Raw genomic sequence first — 25169 nt, forward strand, 5'->3', positions numbered from 1 at the left:
CGGTCCTCTGCACAGATCAGGAGAACAACCATGCTCGAGAGAGAGCTCATCCAGAACCGGGGCGTCCGGAACGTCGAGGAGGACGGTGCCGTCACCGGCTTCCAGTTCACGCTGCGCATGCCCAACTACCGGGGCGTCTGGGGCAGCCTGATCGACGGCGTCGACGTCACCGTCGGCGACCTGTCGTGGGACCGCGAGGTCCCCCGCTGGACGCTCCAGGGCCGCGAGTTCAGCATCCAGGAGCTCCGCGCGACCGACGCCGAGGTCCGCTGGCAGCTGGACGAGGTCGCGACCATCACGGTCCCCCACCCCGGCGGGCTCCCCGTCGGCGTGCACGACCTCGCCGTGGACATCGCGATCCACGCCCCCTACATCCCGGCGGAGTTCCAGCCGTCGGTGTTCCACTCCGAGCGGAAGGTCACGATCGTCGCATGAGCGCTGCACTGAAGTACGGGGTGTCCCTGTACAGCTACACCGGTGACATGAACACCGTCCTCACCCTCGAGGACGCGTTCGCCGAGATCGCCGACCTCGGTGCGACCGGCATCGAGATCCTCGGCGAGGGCAACATCAGCGGGTACCCGACACCCGGGACCGCGTGGATCGACGAGTGGCAGCGCCTCCTCGAGACGTACCGCCTCGAGCCGACGAACTACGGCTCGTGGATCGACTCCCGCCTGTGGCGCGACCGCGACCTCTCGGCCGAGCAGGGCACGAGCATGCTCGCCCACGACCTCCGGCTCGCATCGACGCTGGGCTTCACCACGATCCGTCCCAAGATCGGCGTCATCGCGATGGACCTCACGCCGCACCCCATCTGGGAGGAGGTCATCGAGCGCAACCTCGACCTCGCCCACGAGCTCGGCCTCGTCATCTGCCCGGAGATCCACGCGCCGACCCCGATCAAGCACCCCGTGGTCGACGAGTACATCGCGTTCATCGAGCGCACCGGCTCGCCGAACTTCCGGCTCATGCTCGACACCGGCATCTTCCAGCGGACCATCACCACCGCGAAGCACGACGGGCTCAGCGAGGAGGCCGTGGACGAGGGCTGGCGCAAGCCCCTCGCCGTCCCGATGTCCGACCTCGCGGAGGTGCTCCCCTACACCGCCTTCATCCAGACGAAGTTCTTCGACATCGACGAGGACCTGGTCGACCGGCAGATCCCGTGGGAGGAGATCCTGCGGACCCTGATCGACAACGAGTGGTCGGGCTACCTCTCGAGCGAGTACGAGGGCGACCGCCTGCCCTACCGCTCGATCGAGCAGGTCCGCCGCCAGCACGCCCTGCTGCACTCGATCGAGGACCGGCTCACCGCATGACCGCGTCCGACCAGCGCCCCGTCGTCCCCGGGTTCCATCCGGATCCGTCGGTCTGCGTCGTGGACGGCGTCGCCTACCTCGCGAACTCGACCTTCGAGTACGCGCCCGGGGTGCCGATCCACTCGTCGACCGACTTCAGGACGTGGACGCTGGTCGGGCACGCCCTCCACCGGCCGGACCAGCTCCCCCTCACCGGCACCGGCCCCTCCGGCGGGATCTTCGCGCCGACCCTGCGCCACCACGACGGGCGCTTCTGGATGATCACGACCAACGTCGCCGACGAGCAGGGGCAGGTGCTCGTCACCGCCGAGGACGCGGCCGGTCCGTGGTCCGAGGCGATCCGCATCCCGGGCATCGACGGCATCGACCCGGACATCGCCTGGGGCGCCGACGGCACCTGCTACGTGACCTACGCGGGCCGCACCGGGATCGCCCAGGTCGAGATCGACCCCGCCACCGGCGAGGTCCTGACCGAGCCGCGGCTGCTCTGGTCGGGGACCGGCGGCAAGTTCCCCGAGGGCCCGCACGTCCTCGAGCACGACGGCTCCTGGTACCTGCTGATCGCGGAGGGCGGCACCGAGCGCGGCCACGCGGTGTCGATCGCCCGCGGTCCGTCGCCCTCCGGGCCGTTCACCGGCGGCCCGGAGAACCCGATCCTCACGAAGCGCGGCACCTCCTCCTCCGTGCAGAGCACCGGCCACTCCGACCTGGTCGAGACGTCGCCGGGGGTGTGGGCGCTCGTCTACCTGGCCGTCCGGCCGCGAGGGAGCAGCCCGGAGTAGCACGTCCTCGGGCGGGAGACCTTCGCCTCCTCCGTCGAGTGGGTCGACGGCTGGCCCGTCGTCATGGCGCCGATCGAGCAGCCCGAGCAGCCGAGCCGCGAGACCCTGGTACGGGGCGGGGCGCTGCCGCCGACCTGGATCGGCGACGAGGTGTTCCCCGCCGACGTGGTCGAGGTCTCCGAGCGCGGATGGACCCTGACCGGTTCCGGGAGCGACGAGGTGTTCGTCGGGCGCCGGCAGGACCGCCTCTTCTTCTCCGCGCGCGCCGCTCTCACCACGACCGGACGGGCGGCCCTCTCCGTCAGGATCGACCGCCGGCACCAGTTCCGGCTCGAGCTCGAGGGCGATCGCCTGACGACCGTGCTCGTGGTCGGCGGCCACCGCGTCGTCCTCGACGAGCGCGCGGCCGTCGCGGGCGCCGAGCTCGAGATCCGCACGCTCCCGGTCGAGGGAGGCTTCTTCGAGGCCCGCGGACCGGACCACCTGGTCGGCGGCGTCGTCGTGGACGGCGCCTTCACCGAGACGGGCCGGGCCGACGGGCGCTACGTCTCCACCGAGGTGGCCGGCGGCATGACCGGCCGGATCATCGGGGTCGGCGTCCTCGCGGGCACCGCCGAGCTGACCGGCTTCCGCTACGAGGGGTCCGACACCCCCGCCGGCGCCGGACTCAGTTGAACGCGCCCGCGTAGCGCTGCAGCGCCGAGGCGTGGCCGAACGGCACGCCCTCGCCGACCCACTGGATGAGGCCGGCGGGGGCGAGCACGTTCTCGATCGCCAGGAGCGCCGCTCCGGTGACGCCCTCGAGCTGGTCCAGGCTCGCCGCGCGGATCACCAGACGCTCGGCGACCAGATCGGTGCAGCCGGACCGCACGGCGTCGGTGACGAGGTCGACGAAGTACTCGCCTCCGCGCAGCACGCCTCCGCCGATCGCGACGACTCCCGGGTTCAGCACGTTCACCAGGTTGGCGATGACTCCCGCGACGATCCGCCCCGCGCCCGTCAGGAGCTCCATCGAGAGCGGATCGCCCTCCTGCGCGCCCCGGCCGAGGTCGCCCAGGGCGACGGCGTCCCCGCGGCCTGTGATCTCCGAGAGGAACGGGCTCTCCTGTGCGCGCTCCTCGGCGGCCAGGAGGATCGCCCAGCCGCTCGCGACCGCCTCGAGGCAGCCCGCCCGCCCGCACCGGCAGACCGCGTCGGGGTCGTCGGTGACCCGCATGTGGCCGATGTCCCCGGCCCCGCCCCGCTCGCCGCGGATGAGGCGGCCGCGGATGATCATGGCCGCGCCGATGCCCGTCCCGACCTTCACGAACAGCAGGTCGCGGCTGTCGCGGTGGGCGCCTCCGGCCCACTCGCCGAGGGCCATCAGGTTCGCGTCGTTGTCGACCCAGACCGGAGCGTCGTAGTGGTCGCGGAACCAGGCGCGCACGTTGACGTCGTGCCAGCCGGGCATGATCGGCGGGGCCACGAGCCGGCCGGAGCCGAACTCGACCGGACCCGGGACGCCCACGACGATCCCCCAGGGCCGCGAGACGCCCGCCTCGGCCGCGACCCGCTCGAAGGCGAGGCGCACCCGCTCGAGCGTCGCCTGCGGGCCGGTCGCCACGCTCCAGTCCTCGTGGCCGGTCGCGATCAGCGTGCCGGCGAGGTCCGAGACCGCGACGGTGAACTCCGACGCCCCGATGACCGCCGCGTAGACGTGGCCGGCGTCGGACGCGAACTCCAGCGTCCTCGCCTGCCGCCCGCCCTCGGACGGGGCCAGCCCGCCCTCGCGCAGCAGCCCCAGCTCGAGCGCCTGCTCGATCCGCTGGGTGACGACCTTGCGGCTCAGGCCGCTCACGGCGACCAGCTCGGGACGCGTGCCGGCCCGGCCCGTCCGCACGAGCTCGATCAGGGCCGCGAGCGGAGCGGCCTCGAGGGTCGGCGCGACGGATCCGCGGGAGACCTCGAATCCGCCGAGGAGGGGCGCCCGGTCCTCGTCGAGCAGGGGCGCTCTCGATTCCAGCGACATCGGTCCTCCGGTCCGCGATCCGCTCCCGCCCCGGACAGGTCCCGGGGAACCGACGGATCGCTCTGCATGGGTTCGTCCCGAGCGTAAGTCCCCGAGCGCCTCAGCGGGCGCATCGGCCCGTGATCGGGGGCGGATCGTGTATCCGTCCTTGCGGATAAGTACCTCAGGCACATAAGTTGGCTGTCGACCGACGGAGCTCTCCCGCCCCCTCGGCACGGCTGCGGAAGGCTCGGCATGACGAACGACACGGACACCTCGCGCGGATACCCGGACCGGGTGGACGTCGCGATCGTGGGCAGCGGGCCCGCCGGTGCCGCCTACGCTCGCATCCTCAGCGAGCGCGCTCCTGGAGCGGTGGTCGCGCTGTTCGAGGTCGGACCGACGATCAGCGACCCGCCCGGCACCCACGTGAAGAACATCGCCGACCTGGACGAGCGCGCCCGCGCGCAGCGCCGGTCCGAGGGGCCCCGCCCCCAGGGCGACGCGCAGTCGACGGACACCATGGACGACTACGCGACCGACGCCGCGCGGATGCAGCGCGCCGGCACCTTCCTCCTCGCCGACGGCTGGCAGCAGCCGGGCGAGGACGGCCTCCCCGCCGCCGCCATGTCGAGCAACGTCGGCGGCATGGCCGCCCACTGGACCGGAGCCTGCCCGCGCCCCGGCGACAGCGAGCGGATCGCCTTCCTCCCCGACCTCGACGAGCTCCTGGACGAGGCGGAGCGGCTCCTCTCCGTCACCGCCGACGCGCTCGGCGACGCCCCGCTCGCCGGTGACGTGCGGGCCCGGCTCTCCGCCGCGCTCGACGAGGGCCGCGCGCCCGACCGCCGCGTCCAGCCGATGCCGCTCGCCGTGCGCCGCACCGAGGACGGCTCGCTGATCTGGTCCGGATCCGACGTCGTCTTCGGCGACGCCACCCGCGAGAACGAGAGCTTCACCCTCTACGACGAGTCGCTCGTCGTCCGGGTGCTCACCGAGGAGGGAGCCGCCTCCGGCGTGCTGGTCCGCGACCTCCGCAGCGGAGCCGAGCACCGCGTCGCCGCGCGCTTCGTCGTCGTCGCCGCGGACAGCCTCCGCACGCCCCAGGTCCTCCACAACTCCGGAGTCCGGCCCGAGGCGCTCGGCCGCTACCTCAACGACCAGCCCCAGATGGTGCACGGCGCGATCCTCACCGACGTCCCGGAGGTGGCCACCGCGTCGGAGGCGGACACCGCGATCACCGCGCAGAGCGGCGTCTCGTGGGTCCCCTTCACCGACGAGCACCCCTTCCACGGCCAGGTCATGCAGCTCGACGCCTCCCCGGTGCCGCTGGAGTTCGACACGATCCCCGGCTCGATCGTGGGGCTCGGCTGGTTCTGCGCGAAGGACCTGCAGGCGTCCGACCGCGTCGCGTTCTCGGACGACGAGACCGACGACTACGGCATGCCCGCCCTCCGCATCCACTACACGCTCACCGAGAAGGACCGCGAGACGCTGGCGCGGGCGCGCGAGTCGATCCTCGCCGCGGCGCTGGCCGTCGGCCGCCCCCTCGGCGACGAGCCGCTCGTCTTCCCCGCCGGCGCCTCCCTGCACTACCAGGGCAGCGTCCGCATGGGCGAGACCGACGACGGCACCTCCGTCTGCGACCCGACGGGCCAGGTGTGGGGCCACCCCGGCCTGTTCGTCGCTGGCAACGGCGTGATCCCCACGGCCACGGCCTGCAACCCGACGCTCACCGGCGTCGCCCTGGCCGTGCGCGGCGCCCGCCGCATCGCCGAGGAGCTGACCCGATGACCACTCCGACGACAGGATCCCCGATGACCGGCCTCCCCCGCCTCGACCGCACGGGCAGCCCCGTGCAGCTGATCGTGGACGGCGCGCCGTTCCTCTGCCTCGGCGGCGAGCTCCACAACTCCAGCCCCTCGGACCCGCGCCACATGGACGCGGTCTGGTCCGCCATCGGCGCCTCGGGGATGAACTCGATCGTCGCCCCCGTCGGCTGGGACCAGGTGGAGCCCGTCGAGGGCGAGCTCGACTTCACCGTGGTCGACGCGCTGCTCGACGGCGCGCGCTCCGCGGGCGTCCGGCTCGTCGTGATCTGGTTCGGCGCCTTCAAGAACGCCCTCTCCACCTACGCGCCGACCTGGGTGCGGAGGGACACGGCGCGCTTCCCCCGCTCCGACCGCGGCCCGGCTCCGATGCGCGCGCCCCTCACCTACGAGGGCTCGATGCCCCGGCCCGGCCTGTCGGTGTTCTCGGAGGAGCTCCGCCGCGCGGACGAGCGGGCCTACACGGCGCTGATGGAGCACCTCGCCCGGGTGGACGAGCAGCACACGGTGATCCTGATGCAGGTGGAGAACGAGGTGGGCCTGCTCGGTGCGAGCCGCGACCTCTCCGCCACCGCGCAGCAGGCCTGGCTCTCGCCCGTCCCGGCCGCCCTCGTGCAGGCCGTGGCGGAGGACCCCGACGGCTTCCACGACGACATCGTCGCCCTCTTCGCCCGCTCCCGGCAGGACGGCGGATCGTGGCAGGAGCGGTTCGGCGACGACGACCCGGTGGCCGACGAGGTCTTCATGTCGTGGGGCTACGGCAGCTACCTCGGCTCGCTGGCCGCGGCCGGGAAGAGGGTCCTGGCGCTGCCGGCCTATGCGAACGCGTGGCTCGGCCCGCAGCCCGGGCAGGACTCGCCGGGGCAGTACCCCAGCGGCGGTCCGACCGCGCGGATGCGGGGCGTGTGGCGGGTCGCGGGCCCGGCCCTCGACTTCGTGTCGCCCGACATCTACGTCCCCTCCAGCGAGCCGGTCATGCGCGAGTACTCGGCGCCCGACAACCCGCTCTTCATCCCCGAGGCCCGCGTGCTGACCGGCGACGCCTTCCGCGCGGTCGGCGGGTACGACGCCTTCGGCTACCACGTGTTCGGCGTCGACGACGTCCGCGAGGGCAGCCAGCTCCACGGCGCCTTCCGGCAGCTGATCGCCCTGGCCCCGCAGATCCTCCAGGCGCAGCGGGAGGACCGGATCATCGGCTTCGCCCTGGACGCCGGGACGGTCTCGCTCACCGGCCGGATCGGCGAGACGACCGTCGTCGTGCGCAGCGCGCCGGCGATGCTGGCGGACCTCCTCCTCGACGTCGGCGTGCGGCTCCCCGAGCCGGCGCCGCTGCCCGACGAGAACCTGCCCACCGCGCACGCCCCCTCACCCGCCGACTCGCGGGCCTTCGGGATCGTGCTGCAGACCGGTCCGCTCGAGTACCTCGCCGTCGGGCAGCAGACCATGATCGACTTCAGCCGGGACGGCGTCGTGGTCGAGATCGACAGCCTGCGCGAGCTGCGGCTCGAGGACGGCGCCTGGGTCGAGGGGCGGATCCTCAACGGGGACGAGCGGCTCATGATCCTCGGGGCGCACGGCGTGACCGCGGTGCGGGTCACGCTCCTCGAGACCCCGGCGGCCTGACGGATGCGGGGGCGGCGGCGATGACCGGTCCGGTCCGGTGGGGCGTCGCCGGGACGGGGCCTGTCTCGCAGCAGATCGCGCGCGACCTGGCCCTGGTCTCCGGGGCCGAGCTCGTCGCCGTCTCCTCCCGCACCGCCGTGAGCGCGGCGCGCTTCGGCGACGGGTTCTCCGTCCCGCACCGCTTCACCGACTACTCGGCGATGCTCGACGCCGACATCGACGCCGTCTACCTCGGCACGCCCCACGTCACCCACTTCGCGCTGGCCGCGGAGGCGCTGCGGCGCGGTCGGCACGTCCTCTGCGAGAAGCCCCTGGGGCTCGACGCCGCCGAGGTCCGCGCTCTGGCGGAGATCGCGCGCTCCTCGGGCGTCTTCCTCATGGAGGCGATGTGGATGGCGTTCACGCCGCTGACGGCCCTCGTGCGCAGGATCGTCGACTCCGGGGAGATCGGCGAGGTGCGCGCCGTGCAGGCGGCGTTCGGAGCGCCGTTCCCGCGCGACGGCTCCAGCCGCTGGCAGCCCGGCGGCAGCTCGCTCCTCGACCAGGGGATCTACCCGGTCACTCTCGCGCACCTGATGCTCGGGGAGCCGCTCGGCGTGGTCGCCTCCGGCGTGATCGACGAGCAGGGGATCGACCTGAGCACGCACTTCACCCTCGAGTACGGCGACGGGCGGTTCGCGCAGGGCGCGAGCTCGATGGTCGAGTTCCTCGCCGGCACCGCCACCGTCTCGGGCAGCACCGGCTGGATCGGGATCGACCCCGGCTTCTGGTTCGCCTCCGGGCTGACCGTGCACGGGTACGGACCGGAGGGCCCGACCGCGCGCCGCTGCGAGGTCGAGCGGGAGGGGCACGGGTACGTCCCGATGCTCCGCGAGGTCACGCGCGCGATCGCCGCCGGACTGCTCGAGCATCCGCTCCGCACGCTCGACGACACGGCCGCCGTCTTCGACACGCTCGACGGCGTGCGCCGGGCGGCCGCCGCCTCCTGACCGGCCCCCGCCTCACCCCGCGTGCGGCAGCAGCACCTCCACGCGCCCCTCGCGCACCCGCGTCTCGAACCGCGGCTGCGGCGAGGTGGCCGGCCCCCGCAGCACCTCGCCGGTCTCGAGCGAGAAGGCGCTGCCGTGCCACGGGCAGGCGACGCACGGCTCGCCCGAGCCGTCCGCCGAGACCTCGCCCTCGTCGAGCGGGCCCGAGAGGTGGCTGCAGACGTTCGAGAGCACGTCGATCCGCTCGCCCCGCCGGAAGGCGAGCAGGGGGAGGCCCGCGACCTCCCTCCTCACCGGCGTGCGCTCGGGCAGGTCCGCCAGGGCGCCGAGCTCCTGCCAGCCGGAGGGGAAGCGGTGCGGCACGTCCTCCGCGTGGTTCGCCCCCGCCGCCTGCCGGTAGCTGAGGTGGCCGCCCAGGTAGCCGCCGCCTGACACAACGGCGAGCCCGAGCATCCCGAGCACCTTCCCGCTCGTGGTGCGCCCGCGGCGGCGCTGCACCCACGACGCGGCGTAGAGGCCCGTCGCGACCACGTTGGCCGCCGAGTGCACCAGCCCGACGCGGGTCTGCTGCTCGTGCAGCTCCGACCAGTCGGTGAAGCCGGAGGCGGCGGTCGGCAGGACGCTGATCACGCCGACGCCGACGAGGGTCCGCGCCGCGCGCTGGTTCCCCGGCAGCAGGTCGAGCACCGCCGCCGACACCCAGGCGCCGGTGGGCACGAGGACAAGCAGCGGATGGACGGGGTGGCCGACCGGGACGCCGTGCAGCACGTCCCGCACCGGCTGCGGCCGGACCACCGCGTTCACGGCCCGCTTCACCCGGCCGACGAGCGGATCGAGGGCGGCGGCGTTCTCGAGGCGGGTGACGAGTCTGACGAGTCTGATCTCACGCATGCCTCATGCGACCAAGCGGGCGGCCCCGGCGGAAGGGGCTTGCGGCGGAGGAGGAGCAGCAGTTGGACCCTGTCGGCCGGCCCCTCGCTTGCCGACCCCGAGCCGTTTCGCCTACGCTGACCCGGGGCTTTGTGAACGGTCACATCGCCCGAGCGAGGAGCATGATGGACCAGCGCAGGCCCACCCCCGCCGACGTGATCACGAGCGGCGCCACCGCCCTCGGCATCGAGCTCGGCTCCACCCGGATCAAGGCGTGCCTGGTCGACGCGGCCGACCCGTCCGTGGTCCTCGCCGTCGGCAGCCACGAGTGGGAGAACCAGTTCGTCGACCGCCGCTGGACCTACTCCCTCGACGCCGTCCACGCGGGCCTCCAGGCCGCCTACGCGGACCTCGTCGCCGACGCCTCGTCGCGACACGGCGTGCAGCTCTCCTCCGTCGGGGCGCTCGGCGTCTCGGCGATGATGCACGGCTACCTCCCCTTCGATGCGGACGGCGGGCTGCTCGTCCCCTTCCGCACCTGGCGCAACACCAGCACCGGGCCCGCGTCGGCCGAGCTCACCGAGCTGTTCGGTGCCAACATCCCGCTGCGCTGGTCGCTCGCGCACCTGCACCAGGCGGTCCTCGACTCCGAGCCGCACGTCGAGCGGATCGACTTCCTCACCACCCTCGCCGGCTACGTGCACTGGCGCCTCACCGGCGAGAAGGTCCTCGGAGTCGGCGACGCCTCCGGCATGGTCCCGACCGACCCGGCGACCCGCGACTACGACCAGCGCGTCGTCGACCTCTACGACGAGCGCGCGGCCGGCGCCGTGAAGCCGCTGCGCGAGCTGCTGCCCGCCGTGCTCCCCGCGGGCGCCGACGCCGGCTCGCTCACCGCCGAGGGCGCGCTCCTGCTCGACCCCACCGGCTCCCTCCGACCCGGCGCCCCCGCCTGCCCGCCCGAGGGCGACGCCGGCACCGGCATGGTGGCGACCAACTCCGTCGCCCCGCGCACCGGCAACGTCAGCGCCGGCACCAGCATCTTCGCCATGGTCGTCCTCGAGGGCCCGCTGGAGAGCGTGCACCACGAGCTCGATCTCGTCGCGACTCCCGCCGGGGACCTCGTCGCGATGGTCCACTGCAACAACGGAGCCAGCGAGCTCGCCGGCTGGGTCGGCCTGTTCTCGCGGTTCGCCGCCGCGTCCGGCGGACCCTCCGACAGCGACGCCGTCTACGGCACCCTCTTCGCCGAGGCGCTCGAGGGCGAGGCGGACGCGGGCGGACTGCTCGCCTACAACCACCTCGCGGGCGAGCCGATCGCCGGGCTCGTCGAGGGCCGCCCGCTCGTCGTGCGCACCCCCGACTCGCGCCTCACGCTCGCCAACTTCATGCGCGCGCAGCTCTACGGCGTGTTCGGCACGCTGGCTCTGGGCATGCGCGTCCTCGCAGGCGAGGGCGTCCGGATCGACGAGATGTTCGCGCACGGAGGCATGTTCCGCACCGCCGGGGTCGCCCAGCGCTTCCTCGCCGGCGCGCTCGACGCCCCCGTCTCGGTCGCCGCGACCGCCTCCGAGGGCGGCCCGTGGGGCATGGCGGTGCTCGCCGCCTACCGCCTGCAGAGCGGAGTCGCGCTCGACGCGTACCTCACCGATCAGGTCTTCGGCGACTCCGGCTTCGAGACCGTCGCCCCCGACGCGGACGACGTCGCCGGCTTCTCCGCCTACCTCGAGCGCTACCGCGCCGGCCTCGCCGTCGAGCAGACCGCCGTCGAGACCCTCACCGACCCGCAGAACCAGGGAGCCACCGCATGACCACCCAGACCCCCGCCGTCGAGGAGGCGATCGCCCGCGTCCGCGAGGACGTCGCGCGGCTGCACTCCGAGCTCGTCCGCTACGGCCTCGTCATCTGGACCGGCGGCAACATCTCGGGCCGCGTGCCCGGCGCCGACCTCTTCGTGATCAAGCCCAGCGGCGTCTCCTACGACGACCTCGCGCCCGAGAACATGATCCTCTGCGACCTCGACGGGAACGTCGTCCCCGGCACCCCCGGCAGCGACCGCAGCCCCTCCAGCGACACCGCGGCGCACGCCTACGTGTACCGCGAGATGCCCGAGGTCGGCGGAGTCGTGCACACGCACTCCACCTACGCGACCGCGTGGGCGGCCCGCGCCGAGTCGATCCCCTGCGTCATCACCGCGATGGCCGACGAGTTCGGCGGGGAGATCCCCATCGGCCCGTTCGCGATCATCGGCGACGACTCCATCGGCCGCGGCATCGTCGCGACCCTCAGTGGGCACCGCTCGCGCGCGGTCCTGATGCAGAACCACGGCGTCTTCACCATCGGCAAGGACGCGAAGGACGCCGTCAAGGCGGCCGTCATGGCCGAGGACGTCGCCCGCACCGTGCACCTCGCGCGCCAGGGCGGCGAGCTCGTCCCCATCCCGCAGGAGTCGATCGACGCCCTGTTCGACCGCTACCAGAACGTCTACGGACAGAACCCCACCGGAGCCATCGCATGAGCGTGTACCAGAGCATCATCCCCGACCTCGCCACCCGCACCGTCTGGTTCCTGACCGGCAGCCAGGACCTCTACGGCGAGGACACCCTCCGCCAGGTCGCCGAGCAGTCGCAGGCCGTCGTCGCGCAGCTGAACGAGGCGGGCGCGATCCCCGTGACCGTCGAGTGGAAGCCGGTGCTGAAGAGCTCCGACGCCATCCGCCGCACCATGATCGAGGCGAACTCCGACGACTCCGTGGTGGGCGTCATCACCTGGATGCACACCTTCAGCCCCTCGAAGATGTGGATCCACGGCTTCGACGCGCTCGCCAAGCCGCTGCTGCACTTCCACACCCAGGCGAACGTCGCCCTGCCGTGGCAGGACATCGACTTCGACTTCATGAACCTCAACCAGGCCGCGCACGGCGACCGCGAGCACGGCTACATCCTCAGCCGGATGAGCGTGCCCCGGAAGACGGTCGTCGGCCACGCGAGCGACGCCCGCGTCACCGAGGCCATCGGCACCTGGTCGCGCGCGGCCGCCGGCTGGTCCGCCTCGCAGAGCATGAAGGTCGCCCGCTTCGGCGACAACATGCGCAACGTCGCCGTCACCGAGGGCGACAAGACCGAGGCCGAGATCCGCCTCGGCGTCAGCGTCAACACCTGGGGAGTGAACGAGCTCGTCGAGCGCGTCGACGCCGCCACCTCCGAGCAGATCGACGCCCTCGTCGCGGAGTACGTCGAGAGCTACGACGTGGTCCCCGAGCTGCTCCCCGGCGGCGAGCGCCACGAGTCGCTCCGCTACGGCGCCGCGGTCGAGATCGGCCTGCGCTCGTTCCTGGAGGAGGGCGGCTTCGAGGCGTTCACCGACAGCTTCGAGGACCTCGGCGGACTCCGCCAGCTCCCCGGACTCGCCGTGCAGCGCCTCATGGCCGACGGCTACGGCTTCGGCGGAGAGGGCGACTGGAAGACGGCCGTCCTCATCCGCATCGCCGCGGTGATGGGCGCCGGCCTGCCCGGCGGCACGAGCCTGATGGAGGACTACACCTACGACATGACGCCCGGCGAGGAGCTCATCCTCGGCGCGCACATGCTCGAGGTGTCGCCGTCCCTGTCATCGAAGCGCGCCTCGCTCGAGATCCACCCGCTGGGCATCGGCGGCCGCGAGGACCCGGTGCGCCTGGTCTTCACCGCCGACGCCGGCCCCGCCGTGGTGGTCGCCCTGAGCGACGTGCGCGAGCGCTTCCGCCTGGTCGCGAACAAGGTCCGGAACGTCGAGCCGCCCCAGACGCTCCCGCACCTGCCCGTCGGCCGCGCCGTCTGGCAGCCCGCCCCGGACTTCGGCACCAGCGCCGCCGCCTGGATCACCGCCGGTGCCGCGCACCACACGGTGATGACGACGCAGATCGGGCTGGAGGCGTGGGAGGACTTCGCCCGCATCGCCGGCGTCGAGCTCCTCGTGATCGACGAGTCGACCACCCTCCGCGGCTTCGAGTCCGACATCCGCTCGAACGCGGCGTACTACCGCCTCTCCCAGGGCCTGTAGATCCTGCGAGGCCGGACGGCCGGCTCCCTGCGGGGGGCCGGCCGTCCCGTCGTTCCCGGCGAGCCGCCGGGTCGGGGCGGGGGGCCCGCCGCCGAGACCGACCTGGATCACGTCGGCGATCGAGGGCGGATCGCCCGCTCCGGCCCGTTCGGCGCCCGCTGCAGCGTCCCGGCCCCGGTTGCGGACGTGCTCGCAGCACGACGGAGGCCGGGAGGCCCGGACGGCCCTCGCGGGCAGTCGGTCCTTCCGGCCTCCGGGATGCAGGCGGGCGGCGGGCGGTCAGTCGCGCGAGGTCGAGAACGCCGCGTCGAAGGCGTCGGCCGGCGGCGTGATCGCGTTGAGCTTCCGCACGAAGGCCAGGGCCTCGGGGGCGCCGTCGAGGCGGTCCATGCCGGCGTCCTCCCACTCGACGCTGGTCGGGCCGGTGTAGCCGATCGCGTTGAGCGCGCGGAACACCGGCTCCCACGGGACGGCGCCGTGCCCGGTCGAGACGAAGGTCCACCCGCGGCGCGGGTTCGCCCACGGCAGGTGCGAGCCGAGGACGCCGTTGCGGCCGTCGAGGTTGGTGACCGACTCCTTCACGTGCACGTGGAAGATGTGGTCGGCGAAGTCGAGCACGAACGCGACGCTGTCGAGCTGCTGCCAGACGAAGTGCGACGGGTCGAAGTTGAAGCCGAACGAGGCGCGGTGGCCGATCGCCTCGAGGGTGCGCTTGGCGGTCCAGTAGTCGTAGGCGATCTCGCTCGGGTGCACCTCGAGCGCGTAGCGGACGCCGACCTCCTCGAAGACGTCGAGGATCGGGTTCCAGCGGTCCGCGAAGTCCTGGTAGCCGGCGGCGATCCACTCGTCGGAGGCGGGCGGGAACATGGCCACGCCCTTCCAGATCGACGAGCCGGAGAAGCCGTTGACCTGCGTCACGCCGAGCGCGGCGGCGAAGCGGGCGGTGTCCTTGAGGTCCTGGGCGGCGCGCTGCCGGACGCCCTCGGGGTCGCCGTCGCCCCAGACGCGGTCGCTGAGGATGTCGCGGTGGCGCTCGTCGATCGGGTCGTCGCAGACCGCCTGGCCGGTGAGGTGGTTCGAGATCGCGAAGACCTGGAGGCCGTTGCGCTCGAGGATGTCCTTGCGGCTCTGCACGTACTCCGCGTCGTCCCAGCGGGCGACGTCGATGTGGTCGCCCCAGCAGGCGATCTCGAGGCCGTCGTAGCCCCACTCCCCCGCGAGGCGGGCCACCTCCTCGAAGGGGAGGTCCGCCCACTGGCCGGTGAAGAGGGTGATCGGTCGCGTCATCGCGGATTCCTAACTCTCGACTCCCGCGCGCCGTCGCACCGGGAGAGGTAATTTGAGGGTCCACGCAACATATCAGGCACTCCCGCGAGCCCGAAAGGAACCGATCATCGCCCCGATCGCCGGCGCACTGTCGCGCACGCCCACCCTCGTCACCGCCACTGCGGCCCCGACCTGGGAGGAGGGCCTGATCGTCGGCAGCGGCCGCGTCGGCGCCGTGGTGCACGGCCCGGCCGACGCGCTCACCGTCTCGCTGGCGCACGAGCGCTACTTCCTCCCCGTCAACGCGCGGCCCGCCGCCCCGGACCTCGCCCCGGTGCGGGACGAGCTGCGGAGTGCCCTGCTGGCCGGGGACGCCGACGCGGCGAGCGACCTGCTCGAGCGCGGGGCGCGGGCGAGCGGCTACGACGGCGGCCTGATCTGGACCGATCCGCTCGGGCTGTGCGCGACGCTGTCGATCCGCACGGCCGGCGGGGTCGCGTCGAGCCGGCGCCTGCTCGACCCGCTGCTGGGCGAGGTCGCGGTCGAGTGGACCGACCTCGACGGCGGGCGGCACGCGGTGCGGCTGATCGCTCCGCACGGGGGCGAGAGCGTCCGGCTGCGGGTGGAGTCGGAGCGCGACGGCGAGAGCACGGTCGAGCTCGGGCTGGGCGCCGGGGACGCGACCTCCTTCGACACGGGCGTGCCGGACGCGTCGGCCGTGGTCGAGGCGACGGTCGAGGGCGGTGCGGTCGGGCGACTGCTGGCCGTCGCCGGGACCGGGAGCGCCGAGACCGGGGGCGAGCGGATCCGCGCGACGGTCACCGCGGCGACCGGGGCGCCGTGGGACGTGGAGGGCGTCGTGACCCGCTCGACGGTGCCGGTCGCGGCCGGGGCGGGCGCGCTCCTCCGCGTCGATCTGTCGCTGGCGGGCGGCGAGCCGACGGGCCGGGAGCGTGCGGGCGGCGAGCCGACGAGCGGCGACGCCTCGTGGGCGGAGCTGCGCGAGGCCCAGCGCCACGGGCACGGCCGGCTGGTCGGCGCCTCCTCCCTCGATCTCGCCGGAGCCTCCTCCGCGGTGCTCACCGAGGACCTCTGGGAGGAGGCCCGCGCCGGCGACGAGGGCGCGCTCCGCCGCGTCGTCGAGCTCGCGTACCTCAGCGGCCGCGCGAACATCGTCGCGTCGACCGGCGAGCTGCCGCCGACGCTGCAGGGCGTCTGGCAGGGCACCTGGCGGCCGGCGTGGTCGGCCGACTACACGCTGAACGGCAACGTCCAGAACGGCGCGATGGCGGGCATGATCCCGACCGGCACGCCCGAGCTGGCGCTGTCGATCCTGGAGCTGGTGCTCCCGCACCTCGACGACTACCGCGACAACGCGCGCCTCGTCTACGGGGCGGAGGGGATGCTCCTGCCGTCGCGGATGTCGACCCACGGCCGCGCCGACCACTTCGCGGCGAGCTTCCCGCACCTCTTCTGGACGGGCTGCGGCGGCTGGGTGCTGCGCCTGGCCGCCGACGCCGTCGCGGCCACGGGAGACCGCGGCATCGTCGACGACCGGCTGTGGGAGCTGGCCGAGGGCGTGCTGCGCTTCGCCGAGACCGGGACGACCGTGGTCGACGGGGTGCGCCGGATCGTCCCCTCCTACTCCCCCGAGAACACACCGGGTGGTGCGCGCTCGCCGATAGCGGTCGATGCGACGATCGACGTCGCCGTGCTGCGGGACGCCGCGCGGGCGACGGCGCTGCTCGGCCGGGCCCGCGGCGACGACTCGCTCGACGAGCGCTGGGCGCGGGTGGTGGCGGAGCTGCCGGAGTACCGGGTCGCCGAGGACGGCACGCTGGCGGAGTGGATCGACCCGCGGTTCGCGGAGGAGATCGCGCACCGGCACGCGTCGCAGCTGTACCCGCTCTGGTACGCGGGCGACGCGGCCTTCGAGGGCCCCGGCGCCTCCGCGGTGCGGCTGCGGGCCGCCGCGGCGGCGACGGTGGCGGCGAAGATCGCGTGGCGGGCCGAGGCGCCGACCGCTCCTCCCGGGCGGATGGAGATGGCGTTCGGGCTGGTGCAGGTGGGCGTCGCGGCGGCGGCGCTGGGTGACGGGGACGCGGCGCTGACCTGCGCGGAGTGGCTCGCGGTCGAGCACTGGTCACCGACGCTGACGACCCGGCACGACGCGGGGCGGATCTTCAACCTCGACGCCAGTGGCGGACTGCCGGGGCTCGTGGCGGCGATGCTGCTGGGATCGGATGACGAGACGTTGACGGTGCTGCCGGCACTGCCGTCCGCGTGGGCGCGGGGTGCCGCGACGGGGCTGCGCGCGCGCGGCGGGGTGGTCGTGGACCGGCTGGAGTGGTCGCCGGGGCGGGCGTCGCTGCGGGTGCGGCGGGTGCCGAGCGCGGAGTGGCTGGCACCGGCGGGCGGGACGCGGGTGCGCACGCTGCGCGACGCGGTGCTGCGCGTCGACGGGCGCGAGGTGTCGGGCGGGCTGGAGCTCGGTGCGGAGGCGGTGCGCGTGGACGTGGAGTGGCGCGGCTGAGGGCACTGCGGAGGGTACGGCTGCAGCACGCGGCACGAGCTCCGGTACGCCGACGGAGGCGGAGCAGCGCACCGGGCGTCGTCCCGGCTGGCCGCCGGACCCGCCGTGCGGCTGCGTCGACGTGAGGACGAGACGCGAGCAGGATGCGGTGGGTGGGTCAGCTCCGCGAGTGCCCGTAGCGGTCGTAGACGCGGTTGCGGGCCGCCCGCTCGGCGGCGGGCAGGCGCTGCGCGTCGGCGATCTCGTAGACGCCGAAGGTGTCGCGCAGGCGCGAGGCCGGGTCGACCTCGACGAAGGTGCACCAGGGCAGCCAGTGGTGGTGGCTGCGCAGGGTCTGGGTCGCGAAGTCGCCGCTCTCGTGGCCGAGGCCGGGCATCGCGTAGCCGATGCTGCCGTCGACGTCGGTCGACTGGCGGGTGTTGCGGTGCAGGAACTCGGCGAAATCGAGGTAGTGCTCGTCGCCCGTGATCAGGTGCAGTCGGTAGTAGCTGTACGAGCAGGCCGCCATGTAGACGTCGGCGCCGCCGCCGAGGGTGATGATGCTCTGTCCGCTGATCGAGTACCGGTTGAAGGGATGCGCCCAGGGCGCGCGGACCGGGAAGGACCACGCGTAGGTCCAGGTCTCCGTGTAGTCGGCGGCGCGGACGGCGCCCTCCAGCCAGCGCGGCTCCTCCGTCAGGTCGTACAGCGCGAGGAAGCCGAACAGTCCGTAGATGCCCGCCTCCTTGTCCTGGATGTCGGCGTTGTCGCAGGTGCCGCCGCGGTACTCCAGCGTGCGGTGGATGTTCGCGAACGACCACTCGCCGGCGCGCACGGCGGACGCGCGGTAGCGCCCCTCCCCCGTCACGAGGTGCAGCTGCACGAGGAAGCGGATCACGCTCGGGGTGTTCGAGCGCGAGTCCATCCGCACCGAGCCGTCGGCGTTGTAGGCGCGGTGGAAGCTGCCGTCGGCGTCCTGCACCTCGAGCAGCCAGTCGGCGGTCCGCCGGCAGAACTCGAGCCAGAGCGGGCGCTCGTCGCCGAGGTCGCGCAGGTGCAGGTAGGCGTCGAGGATCGCCTCGACGCCGTCGGCGAGCATCCGCAGGTAGTGCGGGTACGGCTCGAAGCCGCCGAGCGAGGGGTTGAAGCACATCCGCGGCGGGCCCGACTCGGGCAGCGCGGTCCGCGCCCAGAAATCGACGATGCCGACGCCCTGCTCGAACGCCTCCGGCACGCCCTCGCGGTCGCCGTAGCGCAGCAGCTGGTAGCCGATGCCCGGCTGCTGCCCGACGAAGCCGAACTGGAAGGAGACGCTCGAGACGTCGAGGTCCGGCAGCTGGCAGGCGAACGGCAGGCCCCAGGAGTCGCCGTAGCGGCGGGTGAGGCGCTGGAGGATCGCCATGCCGTGGTGGAAGTGCCGCTCGTTGTCGACCTCGAACAGGTCGTCGCGGAGCCGGGCGTAGGTGCTGCGCCAGGTGGCGCGCATCATCGTCGCGAAGTCGTCGTACCGACCGAGGTCGACCGCGACGGCGTAGCGCTGGCGGAAGCCGACCTCGACCGGGTGGTTCACCCGCTGCAGGGCCTTCGGGGCGGCGTCGTAGTCGAGGCCGGAGTAGGGGTTGTCGATCGGGCGCTCGCCGTCGGCGCCCGGGTGGACGTAGTCGATCGACAGGCCCGCGGGCGGCACGTCGAGCGGGGTCCGCACGCCGAAGCCGTAGTAGAGGTAGTTCAGCGTCGTGCCCTGCGGGCGGCTCAGGCCGATCGAGCCGACGGTGCACTCCGGGTCGGTGAAGTTCTCCGAGCGGACCACGTCCAGGCGCGGCAGCGTCGCGTCGGCCGCCCAGCGCGAGAGCGCCACGGTCTCGCCGGTCGCGAGGCTCTGCGCGGCGAACAGCGGCAGCGCGTAGTGCGTCTCGGTGCGCCAGAAGTACTCGCTGCCGGGGTCGCGGCCCATCGCGTCGGCGGGCCCGAAGGCGTTGTCGCGGTACCAGGCGCCGGGGGCGAAGCACTCGTAGTCGCGGAGGTCGTCGGACCCGGTCAGCCCGAGCGAGACGGCGGTGGAGAAGCCGAGGTCGCCGCCGGCCGCCAGCACCTCGACGTCGCGGTGCACGGAGAAGCCGTAGCCCGCGACGCGCCAGACGTCGGTGACGGCGAAGGCCGACCCGGAGCGGACGGTGATCGTCCCGCTCGCGGTGATCGCCCCCTCCGACAGCGAGACGTCGTCATAGGGCGCGCCGGAGTACTCGCTGATCGCGGCGACGGTCTTGACCGTGACGCGCAGCGGCCGGTCGTTCGCGTAGAGGACGCGCTCGCCCTTGAGCACCTCGAGGCCGCCCGCCTCGACGCGGAGGGTGTAGTCGCCGGAGCGCAGTTCCACGGTGGTTCCTTCCCGGAGGGTCATCTCAGCTCTTCTCGTCGTGCGCGCGGGGGCCGGCCGATGGGGCGGCCCCCGCCGGCTCGTCCTCGAGCCGCTGCGCCCCGGGATCGAAGCGCCGCGAGCCCGGCCGGAACAGCAGCGCCACGCCGCCCTCGACCAGGCCCGCGAGCAGCAGCAGGATCGCGAACGGGATCAGCGAGATCTCGGCCCACGCGCCCATCACCGGCATCACCAGTCCGGCCGCCGTGAAGCTGACCGTGCCGAGGATCGCCGTGACGCTGCCCGCCTCGCTCGACGGGCCCTGCAGCGAGAGGTACTGCACCGGGGCGAAGCCGAGCGAGCGGCCGGCCAGCGCGAACGTCAGCGCGCCGACGACGACGAGCAGCGGCTGCGTGCCGGTGAGCGCGAGCACCGCGACCACGACGGCGCCGAGCGCCGTGACGATCGCCGAGGCGGACATCGCGAACCGGGGTCCGAACCGCGGCACGATCACCCGTCCCGTCGTCTGCCCGACCGCGATAGTCACGAGCGAGGTGACCAGGAACAGCAGCCCGTACAGGTCGGGCCCGACGGCGTAGACGTTCGTGTAGAGGAAGGGAGCGGTCGCGAGATACGCGAAGCCGACCGACCAGCCCGCGGCCGAGGCGGCGGCGAGCGCCAGCACGCGCGGCCGGCGGAGCATCCCGAAGGAGTTGCGCAGCGACGGGCCGAGCCCGCCCTGGTGCCGCCGCTCGCGGGGCAGCGTCTCGGGCAGCACCAGGAGCGCGATCACGGTCGCGAGCGCTCCCCAGGCGGCGACCGCGAGGAAGGAGCCGCGCCAGTCGATCACCTTGGTCAGCTGCGCGCCGACGGAGGGCACCAGGATCGGGAAGACCGAGACGATCACGGCGAGGTTCGCGAGCATCGTGACGAGCCGCTTGCCGCTGTAGAGGTCGCGGACGATGGCGGTGACGACGACGCCCGCAGCGGTGCAGGCGGCGCCCTGGACGAAGCGGGCCGAGAGCAGCACGGCGGTGTCGGAGGTCATCGCCGCGACGAGGCTCGCCGCGATGTGCAGCGCCGCCGAGACGCCGAGCGGCCACTTGCGGCCGACCGCGTCGCTGAGCGGTCCGGAGATGAGCTGGCCGGCCGCGAAGCCGAAGGTGGCGCCGGTGACGACCAGCTGGGCGGTCGCCACCGAGACGCCGAGATCGTCCTGCAGCGTCGGCAGGAACGGCAGCACCAGGTCGATGGTGAGCGGCCCGAAGCCGACGAGCATAGCGAAGATCGGCAGCAGGAGGCGGCCGCGGGGCATCGCCCGGACGGCGGTGGAGGCGGTGGAGGCGGTCATGAGCGCGGAGCGCAGGTCACGGAGGGGATCCTGTCCATCAGCTCCCGGCCGAGACCGGGAAGTAGAGCGAGAAGGGTTCGTCGACGACCTCGTGCAGAGGCCGGAAGCGGACGGCGGCGGGCTGGCCGACGGCGCGGTAGCCGCGCAGCCACTGGGTCCACTGCCGCTCGTTGTCGGGGGCGAGCAGGGCGGGGGCGTCCTCGAGGCGCCCCCGCAGCGCGATCTCGCGGTCGACGAGGCCGGCCAGCACGATCGGGCCCTCGACGAAGGCGACCGTGCCCGGCTCGTCCGGGATCGGCACGGCGCGGATCTCGGTGCCGAAGGCGAGGTCGACGCTCGTGCGGCCGCCGGGGTGCTCGATCAGGAGCGCGCCGTCGCCCGCCCGGACGCGCTCGGCGTCGCCCGCGACCCCCGGCTCGCCGACGGTCCACTCCGGCACCCGCAGCCGCACGTGCAGCGCGACCCCCTCCTCCGAGACGATCTCGACCCGGATCCGCGAGGCGGTGGGGCGGTGCACGTCGCCCGCGGCACCCGCGTTGGCGTCCGGGCCGACGTAGCCGGCGGTGTCGAGCACCTCGACCCGCACCGCCGCGTCGCCGGCGGCGGTCGGCAGGCGCAGGCTCGCGTCGACGTGCTGCGCGATCGTCAGCTCGGCGTCGCCGCCGCGGTAGAAGACGAGCCCGGAGTGGCGCGTGTGCGCCTGCACCAGCGTGCCGTGGCAGCACCAGAAGTCCTCGGTCGGGCTGCCCCAGTCCTTGCGGGCGCCGCCCTCGAGCGGCAGGAAGTAGGCGACCATCCCGGTCCGCGGGTTCTGCTGGGCGAGGAGGCCGTTCCAGAGGTTCCGCTCGATGTAGTCGGCGTAGGCGAGGTCGCCGGTCCAGCGCAGCAGCACGTCGGCCAGCCGGATCATGTTGTCGACGACGCAGTGCTCCTGCGTCTTCTCGCCGCGGCGAGCGGCGAACGCGAAGGGCGGCGTCCAGATCTCGCCGGAGGTCTGACCGCCCGTGCAGAAGGTGCCGCGGAGGGTGACCGCCTGCTCCCAGTAGGCCTCGACGATTCTCCGCCAGCGCTCGCCGCCGGTGACCTCGTAGGCGCGGGCGGCGCCGAGCACCTCGGGGATCGTGGTGTTGGCGTGCATGTTGGTCAGCACGTCGCGGCCCTCGAGCAGGCCCTCGAAGAGGGAGCGGCGGTCGTAGCGGCCGAGCAGCTCGGTGTAGACGGGGTCGCCGGTGATCGCGAGGAGGTCGGCCCAGACCTCGAGCATGCCGCCGGTCTCGACCTCGAGGATCTCCTGGAACGCGGCGTCGTCGAATCCGCGGATCCACTCCAGCAGCGGGACCGTGGCGGCCCGCGCCATCCGCAGCGCCCGCTCGTCGCCGAGGTCGAGGTGCAGGTCGACGAGGCCCATCAGCAGCTTGTGCATCGCGTACTGCGGCGCCCAGACGGGGCGGCCGGTCGCGAGGCGGTCGAGGTAGCCGCGCGGGATCGCCCAGATCCAGCCGCCGCCGTTCTCCTCCTGGCAGCGCTCGAGTCCGTCGAGCACGGAGTCGATCCGGACGCGCAGCAGCGGGTCGCCGGTGACCGCGACCTCGCGGGCCGCGGCGGAGAGCCAGTGGCCGAGGAAGTGCCCGCGCAGCTGCGAGCCCGGCGTCTCCCAGCCCCAGTGCCGGTCGAGGCCGCGGGCTTCGCGCGAGTCCTGCGAGGGGTGCAGGTGCCAGCCCTGGTCGCCGATCCCGGCCTCGATCAGGAAGTTCTGCAGCAGCCCCTCGTCGGTGAGCGAGAGGAGGTAGTCGCGGTTGAGCCGCCGCCGCGCGTCGAGCACCCCGCGCTCCAGGCGGGTCTCGTGCGGGGCCGGGTGGGTCAGCGGCATGGGTGCTCCTCGTCGAGGCGGTGGGTGGTGGGGATGAGCGGTGCGAGCGGTGGTCGATCGGCGCGGGTCGATCCGCGCGGTGGTCCATCCGACCGAGGGTCGAGATCGATCTCTCGCTGTACTCAGACCAGGATCGACGATAGGAATGGGGACATGCAATCCCCGAGAGTGATCCATCTCGTCGCCGATGACGTGTCCGCCCTCCTCACTCAGTCGGGAGGCGACCTGCCCGTGCTGCTGCACTGGGGTCCGCGACTCGACGCGAGCGACGACGATCTCGCAGCTTTCGCAAGAACTCCCGTGCGGACGGGGATCGAGGGCTCCTCCGACGTCCCCTACGAGCCCGGGATCCTGCCCGAGCACACCTTCGGCTGGGCCGGCCTGCCGGGTCTCCGGGTGCACCGGGAGGGCGCCGGCTGGTCGCCGAGACTGACCGTGGACACCGTCTCGGTGGACGGGGAGGCCCTCGCGGAGGGCGCGGTCGCGCAGGCCGGCAGCGCCGCCGTGACCGTCGAGGCGCACGACGCGCAGGCCCGGATCGGGGTGGTCCTAGAGATCGTTCTCTCCCCTGCCGGACTGCTCAGGACCCGCGTCTCGGTCCGCAACGACGGCGCCGGGCACCTGGAGGTGATCGGCGTCGACCCCGCCCTCCGGATCCCGACCGAGGCCCGCGAGATCCTGGACTTCTCCGGCCGCTGGGGCACCGAGAAGATCCCCCAGCGCCACCCCGTCGTCACCGGCACCCACTCCCGCTCCTCGCGGCGCGGCCGCACCGGCCTGGACGCGACGACGGTCGTCGCGGTCGGCACCCCCGGCTTCGACTCCGCCGACGGCCGGGTCTGGCTCTGCCACGTCGGCATCGGCGGCAACCACGAGCACGCGGTGGAGCGCGGCGACGGCTGGCTCGCCTTCCGCGGCGGCGAGCTGCTCCTGCCCGGCGAGGTGCGCCTCGCGAGCGGCGAGAGCTACTCCTCCCCCTGGATCTCCGGCAGCTTCGGCCACGGCCTCGACGCCGCGGCCGCCCGCTTCCACGCCCACCTCCGCGGGGTCTCCCGCTCCTCGCGCCGGCCGCGCCCGGTGACGCTCAACGTCTGGGAGGCGGTCTACTTCGACCAGGACCTCGCCGTCCTCACCGAGCTGGCCGACCGCGCCGCCGCCCTCGGGGTCGAGCGCTACGTGCTCGACGACGGCTGGTTCCTCGGCCGCAGCGACGACCGCGCCGGCCTCGGCGACTGGACGCCCGACCCCGTCGCCTGGCCCGACGGCCTCCTCCCCCTCGCCGAGCACGTCCGCGGCCTGGGCATGGAGTTCGGCCTCTGGGTCGAGCCCGAGATGATCAACGAGGACTCCGACCTCGCCCGCGCGCACCCCGACTGGATCCTGCGGGCCCGCGAGGAGCTGCCGCCGCGGTTCCGCTTCCAGCAGGTGCTCGACCTGACGAACCCCGACGCGTTCGCGCACATCCTCGGCGTGCTCGACGGCCTGGTCGCCGACCTCGGCGTCGCCTACCTCAAGTGGGACCACAACCGCGACCTGATCGACGCGGGCCACCCCGCCACCGGGACGGCCGCGGTGCACGAGCAGACGCTCGCGCTGTACCGGCTGATCGACGAGCTGCGCGCCCGGCACCCGGAGCTCGAGATCGAGAGCTGCGCCTCCGGCGGCGGCCGGGTCGACCTGGGGATCCTCGAGCGCACCGACCGCGTGCACACCTCCGACAACCAGGACCCGCTGGACCGCTCGCGGATGCTGCGCTGGACCGGGCTGCTCGTGCCGCCGGAGATGCTCGGATCGCACGTCGCCTCGCCGGTCAACTCCGTCACCGGTCGCACCAGCGACCTGCACACCCGCTGCGCGATCGCCTTCCTCGGCCACTTCGGGATCGAGTGGGACCTCCGCGAGCTGGACGCGGAGGAGGAGCCCGTGCTGGCGGGCTGGATCGCGGCGTACCGCGAGCACCGCGGCCTGATCGCGACCGGCCGGGTCGTCGGGGGCGACGACTCCGACCCCGACGCGCCGTCGCTGCGCGGCGTCGTCGCGCCGGACGGCTCGGAGGCGCTGTACACGCTGGTCACGCCCGCGCTGACCGCGGACTCGCGCCGCCGCGTCCGCCTCCCGGGCCTGGATCCGCGGGCACGCTACCGGATCGAGACCGCGCGCCCCGGCTCGCTCGGCCCGCCCTGGCAGAGCCCGCACTGGCTGGAGTCGACGGTGCCGCTGGACTCCGACGCCCCGGCCCCCGCCTACTCGGGGAGCCTGCTGGGCGAGGCGGGCCTGGACCTGCCGACCTTCCACGCCGATCGCGCGATCGTCCTGCGGCTCGTCCGCGAGACCGCGTGAGCACCGCCGCCGACCCCGGCGTCCTCGACAC

The 25169-nt window shown here is 73.6% G+C and carries 18 protein-coding genes; 12 read left to right on the top strand and 6 right to left on the bottom strand.

The window, feature by feature from the left end; translation table 11 throughout:
* Positions 1-30: 30 nt before the first annotated feature.
* The 4 genes from C5D50_RS16770 to C5D50_RS16665 all read left to right on the top strand — a co-directional run bounded on the left by C5D50_RS16770 (position 31) and on the right by C5D50_RS16665 (position 2779).
* Positions 31-435 (top strand): DUF6379 domain-containing protein, encoded by a 405-nt coding sequence (locus tag C5D50_RS16770; protein WP_258060320.1) that lies wholly within the window; start codon positions 31-33, stop codon positions 433-435.
* A complete protein-coding gene (locus tag C5D50_RS01625; RefSeq protein ID WP_258069524.1) occupies positions 432-1322 on the top strand; it encodes a sugar phosphate isomerase/epimerase in 891 nt (296 codons plus the stop codon). The genes C5D50_RS16770 and C5D50_RS01625 overlap by 4 nt, the downstream gene beginning before the upstream one ends.
* Positions 1319-2104 carry a glycoside hydrolase family 43 protein gene (locus tag C5D50_RS16660; protein WP_219814682.1) on the top strand — a complete coding sequence of 262 codons (786 nt, stop codon included), beginning with the start codon at positions 1319-1321 and terminating at the stop codon, positions 2102-2104. The genes C5D50_RS01625 and C5D50_RS16660 overlap by 4 nt, the downstream gene beginning before the upstream one ends.
* 63 nt (positions 2105-2167) lie before the next feature.
* Positions 2168-2779 (top strand): hypothetical protein, encoded by a 612-nt coding sequence (locus C5D50_RS16665; RefSeq protein ID WP_219814683.1) that lies wholly within the window; start codon positions 2168-2170, stop codon positions 2777-2779.
* On the opposite strand, the gene C5D50_RS01635 is transcribed toward C5D50_RS16665, so the two are convergent.
* Positions 2772-4112: an ROK family protein gene (locus C5D50_RS01635; RefSeq protein WP_104282564.1), complete on the bottom strand. Its 1341-nt coding sequence runs from the start codon at positions 4110-4112 to the stop codon at positions 2772-2774. The two genes, C5D50_RS16665 and C5D50_RS01635, sit on opposite strands and share 8 nt — an antisense overlap.
* A 234-nt stretch (positions 4113-4346) precedes the next feature.
* On the opposite strand from C5D50_RS01635, the gene C5D50_RS01640 reads away from it, so the two are divergent.
* Genes C5D50_RS01640 through C5D50_RS01650 form a run of 3 tightly spaced genes read left to right on the top strand, consistent with a single transcriptional unit; the run spans position 4347 to position 8532 of the window.
* A complete protein-coding gene (locus C5D50_RS01640; RefSeq protein ID WP_104282565.1) occupies positions 4347-5885 on the top strand; it encodes a GMC oxidoreductase in 1539 nt (512 codons plus the stop codon).
* A 23-nt stretch (positions 5886-5908) separates the two neighbouring features.
* Positions 5909-7543 carry a DUF5597 domain-containing protein gene (locus C5D50_RS01645; protein ID WP_104282566.1) on the top strand — a complete coding sequence of 545 codons (1635 nt, stop codon included), beginning with the start codon at positions 5909-5911 and terminating at the stop codon, positions 7541-7543.
* 20 nt (positions 7544-7563) lie between these two features.
* Positions 7564-8532 carry a Gfo/Idh/MocA family protein gene (locus C5D50_RS01650; RefSeq protein ID WP_104282567.1) on the top strand — a complete coding sequence of 323 codons (969 nt, stop codon included), beginning with the start codon at positions 7564-7566 and terminating at the stop codon, positions 8530-8532.
* Positions 8533-8544: 12 nt separating this feature from the next.
* Here C5D50_RS01650 and C5D50_RS01655 read toward each other — a convergent pair whose 3' ends face one another.
* On the bottom strand, positions 8545-9423 hold the full coding sequence (locus tag C5D50_RS01655) for a Rieske 2Fe-2S domain-containing protein (RefSeq protein ID WP_104282568.1): 879 nt from the start codon (positions 9421-9423) through the stop codon (positions 8545-8547).
* 164 nt (positions 9424-9587) lie between these two features.
* On the opposite strand from C5D50_RS01655, the gene C5D50_RS01660 reads away from it, so the two are divergent.
* The 3 genes from C5D50_RS01660 to araA are packed head-to-tail and all read left to right on the top strand — an operon-like array spanning position 9588 to position 13443.
* The gene (locus C5D50_RS01660) at positions 9588-11213 is read left to right on the top strand and encodes a xylulokinase (protein ID WP_104248018.1); all 1626 of its coding nucleotides are present in this window, start codon (positions 9588-9590) and stop codon (positions 11211-11213) included.
* Positions 11210-11920: an L-ribulose-5-phosphate 4-epimerase gene (locus C5D50_RS01665; protein ID WP_104224687.1), complete on the top strand. Its 711-nt coding sequence runs from the start codon at positions 11210-11212 to the stop codon at positions 11918-11920. Before C5D50_RS01660 ends, C5D50_RS01665 begins: the two co-directional genes overlap by 4 nt.
* The gene (araA, locus tag C5D50_RS01670) at positions 11917-13443 is read left to right on the top strand and encodes an L-arabinose isomerase (protein WP_104282569.1); all 1527 of its coding nucleotides are present in this window, start codon (positions 11917-11919) and stop codon (positions 13441-13443) included. The genes C5D50_RS01665 and araA overlap by 4 nt, the downstream gene beginning before the upstream one ends.
* Before the next feature lie 279 nt (positions 13444-13722).
* Here araA and C5D50_RS01675 read toward each other — a convergent pair whose 3' ends face one another.
* Entirely contained in the window at positions 13723-14730 is a 1008-nt protein-coding gene (locus C5D50_RS01675) for a sugar phosphate isomerase/epimerase (protein ID WP_104226056.1), read from the bottom strand.
* 52 nt (positions 14731-14782) lie between these two features.
* Here C5D50_RS01675 and C5D50_RS01680 point away from each other — a divergent pair, with 52 nt between their 5' ends.
* Positions 14783-17242 (top strand): glycoside hydrolase family 95-like protein, encoded by a 2460-nt coding sequence (locus tag C5D50_RS01680; RefSeq protein WP_104282570.1) that lies wholly within the window; start codon positions 14783-14785, stop codon positions 17240-17242.
* Positions 17243-17399: 157 nt separating this feature from the next.
* On the opposite strand, the gene C5D50_RS01685 is transcribed toward C5D50_RS01680, so the two are convergent.
* The 3 genes from C5D50_RS01685 to C5D50_RS01695 are packed head-to-tail and all read right to left on the bottom strand — an operon-like array spanning position 17400 to position 22798.
* Positions 17400-19598 (bottom strand): hypothetical protein, encoded by a 2199-nt coding sequence (locus C5D50_RS01685; protein ID WP_104282571.1) that lies wholly within the window; start codon positions 19596-19598, stop codon positions 17400-17402.
* A gap of 25 nt (positions 19599-19623) precedes the next feature.
* Complete coding sequence (locus C5D50_RS01690; protein ID WP_104282572.1) at positions 19624-20928, bottom strand: multidrug effflux MFS transporter; 1305 nt, start codon at positions 20926-20928, stop codon at positions 19624-19626.
* Positions 20929-20965: 37 nt separating this feature from the next.
* Positions 20966-22798, bottom strand: a complete 1833-nt coding sequence (locus tag C5D50_RS01695) for a beta-L-arabinofuranosidase domain-containing protein (RefSeq protein ID WP_181137265.1) — start codon at positions 22796-22798, stop codon at positions 20966-20968.
* A 153-nt stretch (positions 22799-22951) separates the two neighbouring features.
* Between C5D50_RS01695 and C5D50_RS01700 the strand changes: the two genes are divergently transcribed.
* A complete protein-coding gene (locus C5D50_RS01700; RefSeq protein WP_104282573.1) occupies positions 22952-25138 on the top strand; it encodes an alpha-galactosidase in 2187 nt (728 codons plus the stop codon).
* The last annotated feature ends 31 nt before the right edge of the window (positions 25139-25169 follow it).

The organism is Rathayibacter sp. RFBD1 (assembly GCF_002932915.1).
GTDB lineage: Bacteria > Actinomycetota > Actinomycetes > Actinomycetales > Microbacteriaceae > Rathayibacter.

What these genes read in the sequence shown, in the direction of transcription:
- C5D50_RS01695 (WP_181137265.1), bottom strand. Translation starts at nt 22,798, where the DNA reads ATGCCGCTGACCCACCCGGCCCCGCACGAGACCCGCCTGGAGCGCGGG.
- C5D50_RS01650 (WP_104282567.1), top strand. Translation starts at nt 7,564, where the DNA reads ATGACCGGTCCGGTCCGGTGGGGCGTCGCCGGGACGGGGCCTGTCTCG.
- C5D50_RS01675 (WP_104226056.1), bottom strand. Translation starts at nt 14,730, where the DNA reads ATGACGCGACCGATCACCCTCTTCACCGGCCAGTGGGCGGACCTCCCC.
- C5D50_RS01690 (WP_104282572.1), bottom strand. Translation starts at nt 20,928, where the DNA reads ATGACCGCCTCCACCGCCTCCACCGCCGTCCGGGCGATGCCCCGCGGC.
- C5D50_RS16665 (WP_219814683.1), top strand. Translation starts at nt 2,168, where the DNA reads ATGGCGCCGATCGAGCAGCCCGAGCAGCCGAGCCGCGAGACCCTGGTA.
- C5D50_RS01625 (WP_258069524.1), top strand. Translation starts at nt 432, where the DNA reads ATGAGCGCTGCACTGAAGTACGGGGTGTCCCTGTACAGCTACACCGGT.
- C5D50_RS01645 (WP_104282566.1), top strand. Translation starts at nt 5,909, where the DNA reads ATGACCGGCCTCCCCCGCCTCGACCGCACGGGCAGCCCCGTGCAGCTG.
- C5D50_RS01640 (WP_104282565.1), top strand. Translation starts at nt 4,347, where the DNA reads ATGACGAACGACACGGACACCTCGCGCGGATACCCGGACCGGGTGGAC.
- C5D50_RS16660 (WP_219814682.1), top strand. Translation starts at nt 1,319, where the DNA reads ATGACCGCGTCCGACCAGCGCCCCGTCGTCCCCGGGTTCCATCCGGAT.
- C5D50_RS01665 (WP_104224687.1), top strand. Translation starts at nt 11,210, where the DNA reads ATGACCACCCAGACCCCCGCCGTCGAGGAGGCGATCGCCCGCGTCCGC.
- C5D50_RS01660 (WP_104248018.1), top strand. Translation starts at nt 9,588, where the DNA reads ATGGACCAGCGCAGGCCCACCCCCGCCGACGTGATCACGAGCGGCGCC.
- C5D50_RS16770 (WP_258060320.1), top strand. Translation starts at nt 31, where the DNA reads ATGCTCGAGAGAGAGCTCATCCAGAACCGGGGCGTCCGGAACGTCGAG.
- araA (WP_104282569.1), top strand. Translation starts at nt 11,917, where the DNA reads ATGAGCGTGTACCAGAGCATCATCCCCGACCTCGCCACCCGCACCGTC.
- C5D50_RS01700 (WP_104282573.1), top strand. Translation starts at nt 22,952, where the DNA reads ATGCAATCCCCGAGAGTGATCCATCTCGTCGCCGATGACGTGTCCGCC.
- C5D50_RS01655 (WP_104282568.1), bottom strand. Translation starts at nt 9,423, where the DNA reads ATGCGTGAGATCAGACTCGTCAGACTCGTCACCCGCCTCGAGAACGCC.
- C5D50_RS01635 (WP_104282564.1), bottom strand. Translation starts at nt 4,112, where the DNA reads ATGTCGCTGGAATCGAGAGCGCCCCTGCTCGACGAGGACCGGGCGCCC.